This window comes from Leifsonia sp. EB34 (genome assembly GCF_041260585.1).
Lineage (GTDB): Bacteria > Actinomycetota > Actinomycetes > Actinomycetales > Microbacteriaceae > Leifsonia.
The window spans coordinates 1,674,556-1,690,431 of sequence record NZ_JBGCCV010000001.1 but is presented as its reverse complement, the minus strand read 5'-3'; the positions used below and the strand labels follow the sequence as shown (position 1 = coordinate 1,690,431).

Here is a 15,876-nt window from a genome sequence, read left to right as displayed (position 1 = left end):
CTCAGTTCACCGTCGCAGCCGCGCGCAGCTCGCTGAACTGCTGGGACATCGCCTGCGAGGCCGCCTGGAACTTCAGTCCGTTGCTGACCTCGGCGAGGGTCTCCTGCTCGAGCGACACGTTGTTGCCGTTGAGCCGGGTCGGGTCCATGCTCGTCGTCGGCGCGATGGCGGACGCCGGAAGCTGTCCGCTGTGGGCCGCCACCGACTTCTCGAGGGCCGACGCGAAGTCGACGACCTGGGCGTGGTAGCCGGGCGTATTGATGTTCGCGATGTTGTTCGAGATCGCGGTCTGCGCCGCGGCGTAGCCGTCGAGGGCGGAGTGCATCGCGTTCATCGTCACGGAATCGAGCAAGGCTCACCTCATGAATCGTGGAAATTCCCAGGAGGAGGCCGATCCGTGGCCTGCGGCGAGCGATCCGTGCTCATAGGGGCCTATCGGCAGGAAGGGCGAGCGCGTAAGCGTTCTAGCCGATCAGATCGAGATAAAGCGGAGGTTCGCCCTCCGAACGCGGCGGCTGGACGCTGCCCAGCGACGCCAACTCGCCGCGGATCCGTGCCTGCTGCTCGCGCAGCCCGTCGATCGCGCGCTGCTGGGTAGCCTGCACCGCCCGCGCGCGATCGGCGAGCGCCGCCGGCAGCGCGGGGAGGGGCGCGACGGCGCGCCACGGCTCGAGTCCCGCCGGGCCGGCCGCCTGCGCGGCGCGCGCCTCCAGCTCGTTGAGGGCCGCGGTCCACGCGCTGTCGGCAGCGACGTCGAGCGGTTCAGGCAATGGCGACGACCTCGCTGTTGTCGTCCGCGGAGTCGAGCTCCCACGAGGTCCCCGACGACAGCGAGTCCGCCGCCTGGTGCCACGCCTGGCGCAGCGGCTCCAGCAGCGCGATCGCCTCGATGACGAGCGCGACGTCCCGGGTCACCCGGCAGTGGACGAGAGCGTTCGAGATGTAGATGTAGAGGCCGAGGAGGCCCTCGGCGGCGTCCCAGACGTCCAGGCGCAGCGACTGCGCCAGCGCGCTGAGGATCTCGACCGCGTGGGTGAGCCGGTAGTCGGCGACCGCGAGGTCACCGGCGTCGAGCGCGTCCTTCGCCGTGTTCAGGTCGAGCAGCAGCCGGTCGTACAGCATGGTGAGCAGCCGCGACGGCGACGCGGAGAGGATGGCGTTGTCGCGGTAGGTCTGTGCCGCTGTAGGCATGTCGGTCCTTTGTGCTTTCTCTGGAGAGTCCGGCGGCGTCAGTGCGATGACGGGTTCATCGCGTCGATCTGCTGGGTCAGGTAGTTCTGCTCGTTCTGGAGCTGGCCGAGCGTCGTCACGAGGGCCGTGTACTGCGCCGTCAGCAGCTTGCGCTTGGCCGCGAGCATCGTCGTCCAGTTGCTCACGCCCGACTGGTCGTTGGAGATCTGGGTCTGCTGGGACGTGATGGCCGCCGTCACGGTGCCGGTCACCGGGTCGGAGGCCGTGGCGCTGACGGCCTGCACGCGGGAGGCGATCGTCTGCACGGCGGCGATGGTGCCGGCGGGGTCGCTCGCGAGGGCGGCCTGGAACTTCGCGCTGTCGAACTTGATCGACCCGTCGGACTGGATCGCGATGCCGTAGGTCGCGGGAGAGATGGTGCCGCCGGAACCGACCGGGGCTGAGACCGCGGACTGCAGGCCGCGGTACACACCCTGGATGAGGAGGCTGCCCGTGAACGTCCCGGCGGTCGTCGTGCTGGAGCCGTCGGTGTTCTGCGTGGTGCTGACGGCGGACTGCTGCGAGATGTACGAGAGCAGCGTGTTCACGCCCGAGACCAGGGAGGACGCTGTGGAGGTGATGCTGGCCTTGTCCATCGTGGAAGTGAGCGTCACCGGGGCGGCGGTCGGCTTCGCGACCGTGACGGTGACGCCCTGCACGAGGTTCGCGAACGTGTCGGTGGACGACGAGACCGTCTGCGCCGCGGCGGTGCCCGGCCAGAGGGTGACGGTCGCGTCCTGGGCGGCGGTGACGGTGGCGGCGCCGGCCTGGGTGAGCATGTTCGTGGCGGTGCCGGCCGTGTAGGCGGCGCTGGTTCCGGCGTAGACCTGGAACGCAGCGGCGGCGCCGGTCTGCGTGGAGGTGAGCTGAAGCCGGTACTGCGGGTTGCCCGAGGCGTCGGTGCCCGAGGCGACCTGTGCGGCGGTGACGCCGGCGCCGGCGGCGTTGATGGCGGCGACCACGTCCGAGATGCTCGAGGACGCGGCCGTGATGCCGTGCGCCGCGCCGGTGGAGTCGACGACCGTGATGGCGCCGCCGCTGTCCGGCCAGGTCGTCATGACTCCGGTGACGGACACCTGCGCCTGCGCCACCTGGTCGACCTGCAGCGAGAAGGAGGTCGGCGACGCCGCGGTGGTCGCGGTCGCCGTGACGGACGAGTCCGTGCTGGAGACGGTGAGGAGGTTGAGGCCGTTCGTGGCCGAGGCTCCTGCTGCGCTCGTCTGCAGGGCCTGCAGCGTCACGTTCAGGTTCTGGAAGGCCGAGAGCGTGGACTGCTCCGTCTTGACCTTGGCCTGGAGCTGGGTCTGCGGGATGGCCTCCGCGGTCATCAGGGCGTTCACGATGGCCGTGGGGTCGAGGTTGTTGACCAGGTTGGAGACCGTGACCTGGCCGTTGCTCCCCACGCCGAGGGAGGGCAGTGAGATGGTGCCGACTGAGCTCATCCGAATTCCTCCGATCCGCGTTCAGGGTGCTGGGGGCGGGCGGCGACGGAACCCGAATCCGTTGCCGCCCGCCTGAGGGCGTCAGCCCTGGAGCAGCTTGAGGATGAGCTGGCTCTGCTGGTTGGCCTGCGAGAGCATCGCGGTGCCGGCCTGCATGAGCACGTTCTCCTTGCTGTACTTCGCCATCTCGGACGCCATGTCGGTGTCCGCGATCTGCGAGTTGGCGGCCGTCAGGTTCTGCGAGTTGACCGCGATGTTCTGCGCGGTCGCCGTCAGAACGTTCTGGGTCGCGCCGAGGGTGGCCTGCGCGGTCGACACGGTCTGGATCTGAGTCTGGATCGCGGTGATCGAGGCCTGAGCGTCGGTCGCGTTGTCGAACTTCAGAGCTGCCACATTGGTGGCGATCGTCTTGACGTTGGCCGTGCTGAGGTCCAGCGTCACCGAGTCAGTGTTGTTGGCACCGGTCTGGAAGTTCAGCGCGGTAGCGGTGCCATCGAGAAGGGCGACGCCGTTGAAGTTCGTCCCCGTACCGATCTGCGTGAGAGCACCGGCGAGTGCCGTGACCTGCGTCTGGATGTCCGTGCGCGACAGGGTGTTGTTCGTGTCGTTCGCGGCCTGGACGGCGAGGCTGTTGATCGTCTGCAGGATGTTCGACACCTGGGACAGAGCGCCGGAGGCGGTCTGGATCAGGTTGATGCCGCTAGCGGTGTTCTGCGCGGCCTGGTTGAGGCCGCCGATCTGCGCCTGCAGGCCCTGCGAGATCGCCAGGCCGGCCGGGTTGTCGGCAGCCGTGTTGAGCTGCGAGCCCGACGACAGCTTGTTCATGCTGTTCTGCAGAGCGGCCTGGTTGAGGTTGAGCGAGTTCGTGACCGACAGGGCGCTCAGGTTGGTGTTGATGGTCATAGCCATGATGTTCGATTCCTCCGTGAGAGTGTGCAGAGCCGGTCCATCCGTGGGCCGACGAATGGTGTTATCGGCAGCTCGGCCGGGGATGTAAGCACCTGATCGAAATCTTCTCCGTGTCCCCCGAAATGCTTACACGCGGCCCGTTCCTGCCGATAGCGGAAGGTACGGCAGACAACGTGTGTGCCCCTTGCTATGGATGGCTGATGGGAGCGTGGGAGCGCGGTGGGCGCCAACGAACTATCGAATGAGCTCTGGCGTCAGAGAGAGCTCCTGGAGCTGCTGCTCTACAAATTCGAGGTCGAGCAGTTGCTGCTCGCCTCCGGCAGGGCCCGCTGGGTGCCCCACGCCACCCGCGAGGCCGAGGTCGTGATCGAGCGGCTCCGCACCGCCACCCTGTCGATGAGCGTCGCCGCGTCCGCGCTGGCGATCGAGTGGGACCTCCCCGCGGACACCCGGCTGCGCGAGCTCGCGGCCGGCGCCCCCGAGGGGGCCTGGCAGGGCATCTTCGCCGCGCACCTGGAGGCGCTCGTCTCGCTGACCCGGGAGATCCGCACGGTGCGTGCCGGCAACGACCGACTGCTGCGGAACGCGCTCCGCGCCGCCCAGGACACCTTCGACGCCGTTGCCGACGGCGCGTCGGTCTACACCTCCGACGGGACCACGGACCTGCCCTCTGCACGCGCCCGCCTCGTCGACGCGACGCTGTAGGAGACGACAGTGTCCGGCAACCTTCTCGGCTCCCTCAACACCGCCTTCTCGGGCCTCGCCGCCGCCCAGGCGGGCATCGAGGTCACCGGCGACAACATCGCCAACTCCACCACCCCGGGCTACGTCCGCCAGCAGGTCGACCTCCAGGCCGTCGGGGGCCCCGCCCAGGTCGGCCCGTTCGCGCAGCCGCCGACCGCGGGCCAGGGCGTGCGTGTGGCCGGCGTCATCCAGCTCGGCTCGGTGCTGCTGGACGCCCAGGCCCGGTCCGCCGGCGCCGCCGCCGGCTACAGCGGCGTGACGGCCTCGGGGCTGAGCGCCCTCGAGTCGACCCTCGGCGAGCCGAACGGCGACGCCATCTCCGGATCGCTCTCGAAGTTCTGGTCGGCCTGGCAGGACGTCTCCAACCAGCCGGGTGCGGCCGCTCCCGTCGCCGCCCTGCTGGGCAAGGCGGGCTCCCTCGTCGGGCAGATCGCCACCGCCTACCGCTCGGTGCAGTCGCAGTGGTCGCAGACCCAGCAGGACCTGGCCACCGCGACCGCCCAAGTGAACTCCGACGCGGCCAAGGTCGCCCAGCTCAACGGCCAGATCCGCTCGATCGCGGCCTCGGGCGGCGACGTGAACGCCCTCGTCACCCAGCGCAGCACCCTCCTGTCCGGGCTCGCGTCGCTCTCCGGCGCGGCCGTCGTGAACAACGCCGACCAGACCGTGACCGTGAGCATCGGCGGGGCGAACCTGGTCCAGGGCACGGTCGCCCGGTCGCTCACGGTCACCGGATCGACGACGATGGAGGGCGCCGCGACGTCGCCCGCCGGAGTGCAGTGGTCCGACGGCGCCGGGCCGGTCACGCTCAGCTCCGGCACGGTCGCGGGCGACCTCGCGCTCCTCGCGCCCGCCACCGCCGCCGGCAACGGCGGCGCCATCGCGGAGACCGCGGCGAAGCTCAACACCCTCGCGACCTCCCTCGCCCAGCAGGTGAACGCCGTCAGCGTCACGGGGACGACCTCCAGCGGCGCCACGAACGTCGCGTTCTTCGGGATGTCGGCCACCGGCCCGGCAGCACTCGGACTGAGCGTGCTCGCGACCGACCCCTCCGGCGTCGCGGTCGCGGCACCCGGCGCCGGCGCGGTGGACGGGTCGATCGCCGACGCCATCGGCCGACTCGGCGTCGGCGCTGGCTCGCCCGACGTCGCCTGGGCCACGGGGGTCATCGCGCTCGGCACGGCGACCAGCAACGCGACGCAGCAGTCCACGCTCGATCAGAGCGCCCAGGCCGCCGCGACGAACGCGCAGTCCTCGCAGGAGTCGGTCAGCCTCGACGAGGAGAACATGAACCTGATCGCGTACCAGCACGCCTACCAGGGCTCTGCACGTGTGATGACCGCTCTGGACTCCGTCCTCGATCAGCTCATCAACCACACCGGACTCGTCGGATTGGGATAGGTCGAACATGTCATTCCGCATCACCGAGTCGACGCAGCTCGCGTCGGCCCAGCGCAACATCCAGCTCAGCGCGCAGCGGCTCAACCAGCTCGACGAGCAGGTGGCCAGCGGACTCGCCATCAGCAAGCCGTCGGACGACCCGGCGGGCGCGGCGACCCTGCTCGACCTGCAGCGCCAGCTCGCGCAGAACACCCAGTACCAGCGGAACGCCGGCGACGGCGCTGCCTGGCTCGCCACCGCGGGCACGGCCCTTTCGTCGATGAACGACACGCTCAACCAGGTGCGCGACCTGACGGTGCAGGCGGCCAACACGGCCACGCAGAACCCGGCATCGCGCACCGCCATCGCCACTCAGCTCCAGTCGCTGAAGCAGACCTTGCTGACGCTGGCGAACACCCAGTACCAGGGCCGCAGCGTCTTCGCCGGCACCTCCGACTCCGGCAGCGCCTTCAACCCCGACTACTCCTTCAACGGCACGGCCGGGTCCTCCGTGAACCGGCGCGTCGGAGCGGACTCGACGGTGCGCGTCGACGTCGACGGCTCGTCGGTGCTCGGCAGCGGATCGTCCTCGGTCTTCGCGCTGATCGACTCGATCGCCGGCACCGTGAGCAGCGGAGGGAACGTGAGTGCCCAGCTCGCCTCCATCGACGCCGTCGCCGCGAACATCCGCGGCGCCGAAGCGACCGTCGGCAGCGCGCAGAACCAGCTCACCGGGGCGACCTCGGCGCTGACCACGCAGGCGACGACGCTCCAGACCGCGCAGAACGGGATCCAGAACGTGGACGCCGCGCATGCCATCCTGGAGATGCAGACGCAGCAGGTCGCCTACCAGACGGCCCTGGCCGTCACCGCCAAAAGCATCCAGCCGACCTTGATGGACTACCTCAGATGACAGTGCAGATCAGCTTCCAGGAACCGCTCGCCGGTCTCGGGTCGTTCACCGAGTACGACTTCGCGCCGCTCGACGGCGCGCGCGACACCTACACCCTCCGGGCCAGCGAGCAGCCCGCGATCCGGCTCTTCGTGGTCGACGCGGCCGCCTACCTGCCGGACTACGTGGGCGAGCTCGACCACCCCGCGCACCGGGAGTCCGGCGTCTTCGTGGTGGTGACGCCGCACGCGGACGGGGTGAGCGTCAACCTCCTCGCGCCCATCTTCATCGACCCGGTCACGCGCACCGGCGCGCAGGTGATCGCCACGGACGACATCGAACGGGTACAGGTACCGCTGCGCCGGACGGCCTGAAAGTCGCCACCCCGCGGCGAAAGATTCCGCCACACGCCACGCTCGGTTCGCACCGGGACGGCAAGTATGGTGTATGCAACGCGGCCCCACTGGGGCCGACCACCCGACGTGCGCTTCACGAATGGAACTGCCGATGACGACGAACGAGGCCAACGAGCTGACGGCGCAGCTCTGGCGGCAGCGGGAGCTCCTGGAGATGCTGCTCTTCAAGTACGAGGAGGAGCGGCTCCTGCGCACGGCGGGGATGACCCGCTGGCTCGCACACGCCGCCCGCGAGATCGACGTTGTCACCGCACGCCTCGGCAAGTCCAGCCTGTCGACCGCCGTCGCGATCTCGAGCCTGGGCGAGTCCTGGGGCCTTCCTCGCGGCGCCCTCCTGCGCGACCTCGCGGAAGGCGCGCCGAGCCCGATGTGGGCCGAGATCTTCACCGACCACCTGCGCGCCCTGGTCGACGTCATCACCGAGATCCGCGAGGTGCGGGCGCAGACGAACGCCACCTACCGCGCGAACGGCGAGATCGATCACACGGAGCAGACCGCCCGGCTGATCGACACCGTCCTCTGACGGTCGGTCAGGCGGTGACCCGCTGGGTCGCCGTGGCCGGGTGCGCGGTGAACTCCGCGAGCTTGGCGAGATAAGCGGACCGCTTCGTCCGGGGGTTCCGGTCGGGCAGCGGGAGCACGCCGGCGTCGCGGTCGAAGTGCAGGAGCCAGCCTTCGTGCAGCAGCTTCATGGCCTCGGTCCGCGCCAGCGACACGGCCGCGTGCGTGACGCCGAGCTCGGCGGCCACGTCCTTGACCTGCTGGTCCTCGAAGAAGAGCCGGGTGACGATCAGGTGCAGCCGCTCGGGGAGGGCCTCCACCGCCGCGCGCAGGAACGTCTCGCGCTCCGACGTCTCCGCCGACTCCTCGGGGCCGAGGATCGCCGAGACCAGCTCCTCCGACCGCTCCTCGATCGCGACGGGGCCCGTCGCGGACTCGCGGAGCGTGGCGGCGATCGTCGCGCGGTCCACGCCGAGGGAGACGGCCATCTCGTCGATGGTCGGGGTCCGGCCGAGGGTCTGGTAGAGCCCGTCCCGGATCGCCAGCGTCTCCTTGATCTTCTTGCGGGTGCCGCGGGAGACCCAGTCCTGCGAGCGCAGCTCGTCGGCCAGGGCTCCGGTGATGCGGGCGCGTGCGTACGCGCCGAACGGCACGCCGCGGTCGGGGTCGAACGAGCGTGAGGCCTGGAACAGGGCGAACTGCCCGGCCGAGGCGAGCTCGTCCCGGTCGAGATGGGTGCCGCGGTTGCAGAGGTCGGAGACGATGTAGCCGACCAGCGGCAGGTGCTCGATGACGAGCTGATCGCGCGAGTGTGTGTTCACGTGTTCCTCAGTCGTTCGCGGTCCTAGGGCGGGACCGCGACGGGTGTCGGTTGATGCAATCACGCTCGGGTGCGCTGTTTCACCGCCGCGCCCGATAAGGGGTAGACGCTTCGGCACTCTTGAAATTAGCCGGGCGACATGCATGCTGTAACGACCCAAGTCGGGTGACAAATGAATGCATTGCAATGGCGCAGCCGTCCGCTATGCTCCGCCGGTCAGCCGGCGGCGGGCTTCGTCGGACAGGGCGCGGCGGCCTTCATGGCGGCGGCGGCCTGGTCCTCCGACCAGGGCAGGGACGCGACGACCTTCGCGCCCTTCTGCACGGCCGGGACCTTCGACACGATCGACGCCAGCCGCTGGGCCAGCGCCTGCGCGAAGCCCGCGCCCGGCGTGGAGTCGTTGAGCGCCACGACGATGGTCAGCCCCGACGACGGGTCCGCGTACATCGCCGACAGGTAGCCGGGGACGGCGCCCGACGCGCCGCGGAGCGGTCCGACGACCTGCATGCCGAGGCCGTAGCTCAGCCAGGACGCGCCCGCGCTGACCGTCTTCGCCTGCGCGTCCGCCGAGCTGCTGCTCAGCAGGGACCCGCTGGCGAGGGCCTGCGCGAACACCTTGAGGTCGTCGACGTTCGAGACGACGCCCGCGGCCGTCCAGCCCAGGGAGGGCGAGAGCGCGGTGATGTCCTGCGGCTTGTCGCACACGGGTGCCCCGCTGGCGTCGAGCGGAGCGACGTAGCCGGCGGGATGCGGGCCGGGCACCGTGAGGACGCTGTCGTCCGGGAGCACGCTCGCGGCCATCCCGAGCCGGCCGAACACGTAGCTCTGATAGAGCTGCTCCGCGTTGCGGCCCGCCGCGTTCTGCAGCGCCATCCCGAGCAGCAGCGCGTTCGTCTGCGACGGGCTGTACTTCGCACCCGGCTGGCCCGTGCGCGCCATCGCGACGCCGTCGCTCACCAGCTCGAGCGGCGGCCAGTAGCGTTGCGGGTTGGCGAGGAACACACCGTGCAGCGCCGACGCGTAGTCCCCGATCCCTGAGGTGTTCTGGCAGAGCTCCCGCAGCGTCACGCCGTCGACGCCCACCAGGCCGGGCACCCACTTCGAGACTGGATCGTCGAGCCCCACCACGTCCTGGTCGACCAGCTCCAGGAGCACCGTGCAGGTCATCGCGGTGGTGAGCTGGCCCACCCGGAAGGTCATCGCCGGAGCGACCGGCGCGGACCCGCCGCGCGTCGTGGTGCCGATCGCGGCCGTCCAGCTCCCCGCCCACGGCGCCCACACCCCGACGAGGGCGGCCGACCCGCCGGAGAGCGCGACCGCGTCCGTCACCGCCGCCGTGAGCCTGGTCACCGTCGCCGACGGGAGGGCGCGCTGCTGCTGCGGCGGGAAGTCGGGGTTCACGCCGGCGTTGCCGCACGCGGCGAGGGTGAGGGCAAGCGCGGCGGCGGACGCCGCGAAGACCATTCTGCGCAGGCTGCTCCGACCTCCCAGACCGGTCCGACGTCCCATCGCATCCCCCCGACGCCCCTCTGTGGCTGCGATTGTAGCCCGCGGCGACCCCCGCGCGGAGTCCCCGGATTCCGTGTCCAATCCGATCGGCCGACCGCCCCGAATGTTTGGATGAGGCGCGCATGCCGCGCGCCGTCTTCCAAGGAGGAACGACTCATGCGCACATCACCGAACCGCCTCGTCGCCACCATCTTCGGCGCCGTCTACCTGCTCGTCGGCCTGCTCGGCTTCGCCTTCACCGGCGGCGTCGGCTTCGTGGCCACCCAGGGCGGACTCATCCTCGGCATCTTCGAGGTCAACCCGCTGCACAACGTGGCCCACCTGCTGATCGGCGCGGCGCTGCTCATCGCCGGCCTGACCAGGGTCGCCGCCGCCAAGGCCGTCAACACGACCGTCGGCGCGGTCTACCTGCTCCTGGGCATCGTCGGCTTCTTCCTCGTCGGGACCGGCGCGAACATCCTCGCGCTGAACACTCCCGACCACTTCCTCCACTTGGTGAGCGCGATCGTGCTCCTCGGTGTCGGTCTCGGCGCCGAGCGGACTGTGCGCGCCTCCTCGGCGACCGTCTGACCGGCTGGGCCACGGCGCTTCCCATGAGCAGGATGAAGGGGTCAGCCCCGGTCGCCCCGGCGATCAGGGCCTTCCTCGCCGTGGCCGCGCTGGGGGCCGGGCTGCTTCACGCGGCACTGGCCCCCAGCGCACCTCTCCCGCTGCTCGCGCTGCTCGTTGCGATCGCCGCCGCCGAGCTGGCCTGGGCGGTGCTCACCCTGGCCCGCGAGCGGCCTCCCCTGTTCGGCCTGATCCCCGCGCTGGCGCTGGCGCCGCTCGGGATCTGGGCCGCGCTCGCCACGGCCGGCGCCACGGCGACGTCGGGCACGGTGCTCACGCTTCCCTTCCTGCCGATGGGCGTGGCATCGCTGCTCGACGTCGTCGTGGCGGCGGTCGCCGCGGTCGTCCTGCGGCGCGGCCGGCCCGCACGGCCGGGGAGCGACGCCCTCCGGTTCGTCACGGCGCTCGCGCTCAGCGCGTGCGCGGTCTGCGCGGTGACCATCCCCGCGCTCGGGGCCACCGACGCCGGAGTCGCGGCGGTGACGGTGCACCACCACCACTGAGCCCGGTACGACTCAAGCCGCGCTCAGGCCCGCCGGCTCAGCTCCGCCGGCTCAGCGCGAACGACGCGTTCCCGAACCGCACGATCGACCCCGGGTCGACCTCGTGCCGGGTGTTCGGATCGCAGGCGAAGGTGCCTTCGCCCGGATAGGTGATCGTGGTGCCGTTGGCGGAGCCGAGGTCCATCACCCAGAAGATCCCGTCGTACTGCCCGAACGCGAGGTGCGCGCGGGAGACCGACTTGGCGTCGTCCGCCACGGTCACCAGCTCGACGTGCGCGGGGTCGTCGAACTCGGTCCCCGGCGTGTGGGAGGCCGGATTGCGTCCGATCACGCCGTTGCCCGACGTCTCGACGTGCTGCCCGTCGCTCAACTCCAGTGCGAACATGACCGCCATCGGCGTCTCCTCTCGTCGGCGCACCCGAAAAGCGCCTCGCCCAGCATGCCATGACCGGGGCTGCGCTCCCTAGGATCGCGCTGGAGCCCACCCGGTCACTCCGCGGCGACCGGCACCCGCATCGACCGGGCGTCGCGCATGAAGCGCTCCACGTCCGGGTCCACCGTGATGTCGCTCGGGCGCAGCGGGCGGGTGAGGTACAGGCCCTCGAGGGTGGTGATGCGGCTGAGCGCGACGTAGGTCTGACCGGACGTGAACGCCCGCGTGCCGAGGTCCACGATCGCCGCGTCGTACGTCTTGCCCTGCGACTTGTGGATGGTGACCGCCCACGCCAGCCGCAGCGGGAACTGCGTGAACTCGGCGACCACGTCCTTCGTCAGCTTCTTGGTCTCGGGGGAGTAGCTGTATCGGTACTTCTCCCAGATCGCCGGCTCGACCTCGTGGACCTGGCCGTCGACCTCCACGTAGACGTTGGAGTCGATGCGCGTCACGGTGCCGATGGTGCCGTTCACCCAGCGCGGGCCGTCGCCCTGGCCGACGTCGTTGCGCAGGAACATCACCTGCGCGCCGATCTTCAGCTCCAGCACCTCCTCCGCCGGGTAGTTGCGGCCGCCGAAGTCGCCGCTCACCTCGGCCTTGGCCGTCAGCGGGCGGCCGGGGAGACGCTCCAGCGCCTGCGCGTTGATGCGGTTCACGGTGTCGTTGCGGGTCGCGAGCGTGATCGTGCCGTCCCGCGGCGCAGGGCGCGCGCCGACCTCGTTCAGCCGGTCGGCGATCTCCTTCGTCACCTGCCCGTGCCGGACCGCGTTCAGCATGTAGCGGAAGTCCGACTCGTGCTGGCGGTGCACCTGCAGCAGTTCGACGATCTGGAGGTCGGCCTCCCGCCACACCTTCGCGTCGAAGAACCACATCGAGCGGTAGGTGTCGGCGAAGTAGGCGCGCTCCTCGTGGTCGCCTGGCACCGGGGCGAGCTGATACGGGTCGCCGAACAGCACGATCTGCACGCCGCCGAACACCTCCCGCGGCCGCTGCCTGGCCTGGCGGAGGCTGCGGTCGACCGCGTCCATGAGGTCGGCGTTCACCATCGAGACCTCGTCGATCACGAGGGTGTCGATGCTGTTCAGCAGCTTGCGCAGCTCGCTGGTCTGCTCGATGTCGTGGTCGGCGATGACCCCGATCGGCAGCTTGAACAGCGAGTGGATGGTCTGGCCGCCCACGTTCAGCGCCGCGACCCCGGTCGGGGCGGCGATGACGATCGACTTCTCGGTGTTCCACGAAAGGTGGTTGAGCAGCGTGGACTTGCCGGTCCCGGCCCTGCCCGTCACGAAAACGTGGTCGCGTGTGTGCTCGATCAGCTCGAACACCGCCCGCTGCTCGGGCGAGAGCGAGAGTCCGCCCATCCGGATCCCTTCCCTCGCGCGTCCTGCCGAACTACTCTAACCCCGCGTACCGTGCCAGGACCGCTTATCCACAGGCCCATAGGATGGCAGCTATGGGCGGGGACGGCAGGGTCGGCGGACTCCGGCCGCTGCTGCTCTGGACGGGTGTCGGGGTCCTGCTCGTCGCCGCGTTCCTCGCCGCGCTCGGCGCCGTCCAACGGGCGTTCTACAGCCCGGAGGGTTTCGTCTCCGCCTACGTCGGGGCGCTCGCCGACCACGACCTGACCACCGCCCTGGCCATGCCGGGGGCCGCGCCGACGAAGCAGGCGCTCGCCACCGCAGGGCTCCCCGGGAACGCCTCCGCCGAGCTGCTGCGCTCCGACCTGCTCCCGGACTACAGCGGCGCCCACGTCGTCTCCGACACTGCCGCCCCGGGCGGCCGCCGCACGGTCACCGTGCGCGTCGACGCCGACGGGCACCCGCTCACCGCCGCGTTCGAGCTCCGGCAGACCGGCGCGATCCTCGGCCTGCTGCCGACCTGGGAGTTCGCGCGCACGCCGGTCGGCGTCGCGCACATCACCGTCGCGCACGCCCAGACCTTCACCGTCGGCGGCCGCACCGTGAGCCCGCGCGCCGCCGACCCCTCCCAGCCGGCGAGCGCCTTCACCGTGAGCGCCGGCTACCTCGTCCCCGCGCCGGCGCTCTACACGCTGGGCCACTCCGACACGTACACGCGCGCCACTCCGGTGGGGGTGACGACCGCCCCGGCCGCCACCGTTCAGGCGACGGTCGACGCGCAGCCGAACGACGCCTTCACCGCCGCCGTGCAGAAGGAGCTGAACGGCTTCCTGGACGAGTGCGCGAAGCAGCAGGTCCTCCAGCCCGCGGGCTGCCCGTTCGGCGCGGTGATCGACGACCGCGTGCAGGGCGCGCCGACCTGGAGGATGACGCAGTACCCGGAGGTCCACCTCGTGCCCGGCGAGAGCTCCTGGACGATGTCGCAGGCGGTCGGGGTCGCGCACCTCTCCGTGACGGTGCAGTCCATCTTCGACGGCAGCGTCGAGCACCGCGAGTCCGACGTGAAGTTCGCCGTCTCCCTCACCAGCGTGGTCATCCGCCCCGACGGCTCCCTCGACATCGTGGTGGGGCAGTAGCCGCTACCGCTGCGCCGTCCCGTCCCTGGACGCGAGCCGGGCGAGCTGCTCGTTGTACGCCTTCAGCTCGGCGTCGCCCGTGCGGTCCGCGTTGCGGTCCTGCCGCTTGGTCTCGCGCTCGTCGCTGCGGCTCCACTGGATCGCCACCACGATCGCGAGGATCACGGTCGGGATCTCGCCGATGCTCCACGCGATCCCGCCGCCGGTCTGCTGGTCGACCAGCGGCGTCGCGCCCCACGTCCGCCCCATCGCGCCGAACCAGTCGGCCAGCAGGAGCCCGTTCATCTGCATGATCGACAGCCCGAAGAACGCGTGGAACGCCATCGTGCCGAGCAGCAGCAGGAGCCGGAACGGGTACGGCAACCGGTACTTGACCGGGTCGATGCCGATCAGGGACTGCACGAACAGGTAGCCGGTGATCAGGAAGTGCACGACCATCCACTCGTGCCCGATGTGGTCGGTCGTCGCCCAGCGGATGAGCGGCGTGTAGTAGAACGCCCAGAGCGACCCGGCGAACAGCCCCGCCGCCACGAGCGGATGCGAGATGATCCCCGCGAACCGGGAGTGCACGGCGAGCAGGATCCACTCGCGGCCGCCGCGCGTGCCGTCCTGCCGTTTGCGGATGGCCCGGGCGGCGAGTGTCACGGGCGCGCCGGGCACGAGCAGCAGCGGCACCGCCATCGTCAGGACCATGTGCGCCGACATGTGCGCCGAGAACAGGTACTTCTCGTAGACGTTCACGCCGCCGTTGGTGATGTAGAAGAGCAGCACGATGCCGAGCGTCCACAGCACCGTGCGGTAGATCGGCCAGGCGTCGCCGCGCTTGTGCAGCCTCCACACGCCGGCCAGGTAGAAGAACAGCGCGAAGCCGCAGCCGAGCACCCAGAGCAGGTCGAAGTTCCAGCTCGTGAAGAGCCGGTCCCAGGTGAGCTCCGGCGGGAGCTTCTCGCCGGTGAGGATCTCCGCCGGTGTCGGCGTCGCGGCCCGCGTCTGCGGCACCGGCGTCACGGTGCGCGCGAGCGCCGCGGCGACGCCGGACGCGATGCCCATGAAGGCCAGCTCGGCGGTGACGATCCACCAGAACGTCCGGCCCTCGCCGAGCCGCTTCAGCCGGTCGATGAGGACGCGGCGCTGCATCAGCCCGAACAGCCCGAGGACAACCAGCACGGCGACCTTGACGAGCACGAGGATGCCGTACGGCGTCGCCAGCTCGGCCAGCGTCCCGACGCGCAGCTCGGCGTTCACGTACCCGGAGGTGGCCACGACGACGAAGCAGATCAGCGCGATGCTGGAGTACCGCTCCAGGACCGTCACCAGCCGGCCGTCGCCCAGGGTGCGCTTGATGACGATGAGGGTGAGGAGGCCGCCCAGCCAGATCGCGGCGAACAGCACGTGCAGCCCGAAGGAGGTCACCGCGGCGTCGTGCCCCGCCGCCTCCGAGCTGTGCCCCTGCTGCGCCATCGGCACGACCGCGGCCATCGCCAGCAGCGTGACGAAGATGATCGCCGTCTGGTTGCGCACTGCGAAGCAGAGCACCGTGACGGCGGCGGCGATGAGGGTGATGCCGAGCCACGCCTGACCCAGCGACACGCTGGTGATGAACGAGCTCAGCCCGTTGGTGAAGGTCTGGTCGAACGACCACGGCACGTTGGCGACGCTGACGAACGTGAACAGGCCGGTCACCGCGGCGGCGACCGTCATGATCGCCGCGCAGGCGGCGGCGAAGTCGAGCGCCGTGCCGTACTCGTCCCTGTCCTTGTTGAACGCGAAGCTGGCCAGGATCAGGGCGCCGACGGTGCCAGAGAGGCTGAGGTTGACGACGAGCGTCGAGATCGGCAGGCCCCAGCGCACCAGCGCGCCGGGGTCGAGGAGGAGGGGCGCGGCGGCCCCGCCGCCGAAGGAGAGCGCCGCGACGACGGACACGAGAGCGGCCGCCAGCAGCACGGCGGGACCGATCACGCGGAGAAGTCTGGGCACCCGTCAAGCCTACGTCT

General features: G+C 70.5%; 18 protein-coding genes. 8 read left to right on the top strand and 10 right to left on the bottom strand.

Translation table 11 applies throughout. The features are described from left to right. Position 1: 1 nt before the first annotated feature. From flgB to ABIA36_RS08180, 5 genes are all read right to left on the bottom strand, one after another. A complete protein-coding gene (flgB, locus tag ABIA36_RS08200) occupies positions 2–352 on the bottom strand; it encodes a flagellar basal body rod protein FlgB (protein ID WP_369961798.1) in 351 nt (116 codons plus the stop codon). A gap of 112 nt (positions 353–464) precedes the next feature. Beyond that, positions 465–770 carry a hypothetical protein gene (locus ABIA36_RS08195; protein ID WP_369961797.1) on the bottom strand — a complete coding sequence of 102 codons (306 nt, stop codon included), beginning with the start codon at positions 768–770 and terminating at the stop codon, positions 465–467. Beyond that, positions 763–1,191, bottom strand: a complete 429-nt coding sequence (fliS, locus tag ABIA36_RS08190) for a flagellar export chaperone FliS (RefSeq protein ID WP_369961796.1) — start codon at positions 1,189–1,191, stop codon at positions 763–765. Before fliS ends, ABIA36_RS08195 begins: the two co-directional genes overlap by 8 nt. 38 nt (positions 1,192–1,229) lie before the next feature. Further along, positions 1,230–2,672, bottom strand: a complete 1,443-nt coding sequence (fliD, locus tag ABIA36_RS08185; RefSeq protein ID WP_369961795.1) for a flagellar filament capping protein FliD — start codon at positions 2,670–2,672, stop codon at positions 1,230–1,232. A gap of 81 nt (positions 2,673–2,753) precedes the next feature. After that, complete coding sequence (locus ABIA36_RS08180) at positions 2,754–3,575, bottom strand: flagellin (RefSeq protein WP_369961794.1); 822 nt, start codon at positions 3,573–3,575, stop codon at positions 2,754–2,756. A 225-nt stretch (positions 3,576–3,800) separates the two neighbouring features. On the opposite strand from ABIA36_RS08180, the gene flgN reads away from it, so the two are divergent. The 5 genes from flgN (at position 3,801) to ABIA36_RS08155 (ending at position 7,536) form a co-directional block, all read left to right on the top strand. Next, positions 3,801–4,286, top strand: a complete 486-nt coding sequence (gene flgN / locus ABIA36_RS08175; RefSeq protein ID WP_369961793.1) for a flagellar export chaperone FlgN — start codon at positions 3,801–3,803, stop codon at positions 4,284–4,286. Positions 4,287–4,295: 9 nt separating this feature from the next. After that, positions 4,296–5,726: a flagellar hook-associated protein FlgK gene (flgK, locus tag ABIA36_RS08170; protein WP_369961792.1), complete on the top strand. Its 1,431-nt coding sequence runs from the start codon at positions 4,296–4,298 to the stop codon at positions 5,724–5,726. Positions 5,727–5,733: 7 nt separating this feature from the next. Continuing rightward, positions 5,734–6,618 carry a flagellar hook-associated protein FlgL gene (flgL, locus tag ABIA36_RS08165; protein WP_369961791.1) on the top strand — a complete coding sequence of 295 codons (885 nt, stop codon included), beginning with the start codon at positions 5,734–5,736 and terminating at the stop codon, positions 6,616–6,618. Further along, complete coding sequence (locus tag ABIA36_RS08160; protein WP_369961790.1) at positions 6,615–6,971, top strand: flagellar assembly protein FliW; 357 nt, start codon at positions 6,615–6,617, stop codon at positions 6,969–6,971. Before flgL ends, ABIA36_RS08160 begins: the two co-directional genes overlap by 4 nt. A gap of 133 nt (positions 6,972–7,104) precedes the next feature. Next, positions 7,105–7,536, top strand: coding sequence for a flagellar protein FlgN (locus ABIA36_RS08155; RefSeq protein WP_369961789.1), 432 nt, complete (start codon positions 7,105–7,107; stop codon positions 7,534–7,536). A gap of 7 nt (positions 7,537–7,543) precedes the next feature. On the opposite strand, the gene ABIA36_RS08150 is transcribed toward ABIA36_RS08155, so the two are convergent. Further along, positions 7,544–8,335 (bottom strand): sigma-70 family RNA polymerase sigma factor, encoded by a 792-nt coding sequence (locus ABIA36_RS08150; RefSeq protein WP_369961788.1) that lies wholly within the window; start codon positions 8,333–8,335, stop codon positions 7,544–7,546. A gap of 215 nt (positions 8,336–8,550) precedes the next feature. Next, complete coding sequence (locus ABIA36_RS08145; RefSeq protein WP_369961787.1) at positions 8,551–9,798, bottom strand: serine hydrolase domain-containing protein; 1,248 nt, start codon at positions 9,796–9,798, stop codon at positions 8,551–8,553. A 201-nt stretch (positions 9,799–9,999) separates the two neighbouring features. Here ABIA36_RS08145 and ABIA36_RS08140 point away from each other — a divergent pair, with 201 nt between their 5' ends. Both ABIA36_RS08140 and ABIA36_RS08135 read left to right on the top strand, forming a co-directional pair. Further along, positions 10,000–10,413: a DUF4383 domain-containing protein gene (locus tag ABIA36_RS08140; RefSeq protein WP_369961786.1), complete on the top strand. Its 414-nt coding sequence runs from the start codon at positions 10,000–10,002 to the stop codon at positions 10,411–10,413. Positions 10,414–10,436: 23 nt separating this feature from the next. Beyond that, positions 10,437–10,955, top strand: a complete 519-nt coding sequence (locus tag ABIA36_RS08135) for a hypothetical protein (RefSeq protein ID WP_369961785.1) — start codon at positions 10,437–10,439, stop codon at positions 10,953–10,955. A gap of 37 nt (positions 10,956–10,992) precedes the next feature. Here the strand turns inward: ABIA36_RS08135 and ABIA36_RS08130 are convergent, their stop codons facing one another. Both ABIA36_RS08130 and ABIA36_RS08125 read right to left on the bottom strand, forming a co-directional pair. Beyond that, complete coding sequence (locus tag ABIA36_RS08130; protein WP_369961784.1) at positions 10,993–11,349, bottom strand: FHA domain-containing protein; 357 nt, start codon at positions 11,347–11,349, stop codon at positions 10,993–10,995. A gap of 95 nt (positions 11,350–11,444) precedes the next feature. Next, positions 11,445–12,749, bottom strand: a complete 1,305-nt coding sequence (locus ABIA36_RS08125) for an ATP-dependent RecD-like DNA helicase (RefSeq protein ID WP_369961783.1) — start codon at positions 12,747–12,749, stop codon at positions 11,445–11,447. A gap of 92 nt (positions 12,750–12,841) precedes the next feature. Here ABIA36_RS08125 and ABIA36_RS08120 point away from each other — a divergent pair, with 92 nt between their 5' ends. Further along, positions 12,842–13,882: a hypothetical protein gene (locus tag ABIA36_RS08120; protein ID WP_369961782.1), complete on the top strand. Its 1,041-nt coding sequence runs from the start codon at positions 12,842–12,844 to the stop codon at positions 13,880–13,882. A 3-nt stretch (positions 13,883–13,885) separates the two neighbouring features. Here the strand turns inward: ABIA36_RS08120 and ABIA36_RS08115 are convergent, their stop codons facing one another. Next, on the bottom strand, positions 13,886–15,859 hold the full coding sequence (locus ABIA36_RS08115) for a cytochrome c oxidase assembly protein (protein ID WP_369961781.1): 1,974 nt from the start codon (positions 15,857–15,859) through the stop codon (positions 13,886–13,888). Between the last annotated feature and the right edge of the window lie 17 nt (positions 15,860–15,876).

Excerpts from the sequence above, each read along its gene's own strand:
- fliD (WP_369961795.1), bottom strand. The coding sequence starts at position 2,672 with ATGAGCTCAGTCGGCACCATCTCACTGCCCTCCCTCGGCGTGGGGAGC.
- ABIA36_RS08160 (WP_369961790.1), top strand. The coding sequence starts at position 6,615 with ATGACAGTGCAGATCAGCTTCCAGGAACCGCTCGCCGGTCTCGGGTCG.
- flgL (WP_369961791.1), top strand. The coding sequence starts at position 5,734 with ATGTCATTCCGCATCACCGAGTCGACGCAGCTCGCGTCGGCCCAGCGC.
- ABIA36_RS08135 (WP_369961785.1), top strand. The coding sequence starts at position 10,437 with ATGAGCAGGATGAAGGGGTCAGCCCCGGTCGCCCCGGCGATCAGGGCC.
- ABIA36_RS08145 (WP_369961787.1), bottom strand. The coding sequence starts at position 9,798 with ATGGTCTTCGCGGCGTCCGCCGCCGCGCTTGCCCTCACCCTCGCCGCG.
- ABIA36_RS08130 (WP_369961784.1), bottom strand. The coding sequence starts at position 11,349 with ATGGCGGTCATGTTCGCACTGGAGTTGAGCGACGGGCAGCACGTCGAG.
- fliS (WP_369961796.1), bottom strand. The coding sequence starts at position 1,191 with ATGCCTACAGCGGCACAGACCTACCGCGACAACGCCATCCTCTCCGCG.
- ABIA36_RS08120 (WP_369961782.1), top strand. The coding sequence starts at position 12,842 with ATGGGCGGGGACGGCAGGGTCGGCGGACTCCGGCCGCTGCTGCTCTGG.
- ABIA36_RS08140 (WP_369961786.1), top strand. The coding sequence starts at position 10,000 with ATGCGCACATCACCGAACCGCCTCGTCGCCACCATCTTCGGCGCCGTC.
- ABIA36_RS08125 (WP_369961783.1), bottom strand. The coding sequence starts at position 12,749 with ATGGGCGGACTCTCGCTCTCGCCCGAGCAGCGGGCGGTGTTCGAGCTG.
- ABIA36_RS08155 (WP_369961789.1), top strand. The coding sequence starts at position 7,105 with ATGACGACGAACGAGGCCAACGAGCTGACGGCGCAGCTCTGGCGGCAG.
- ABIA36_RS08180 (WP_369961794.1), bottom strand. The coding sequence starts at position 3,575 with ATGACCATCAACACCAACCTGAGCGCCCTGTCGGTCACGAACTCGCTC.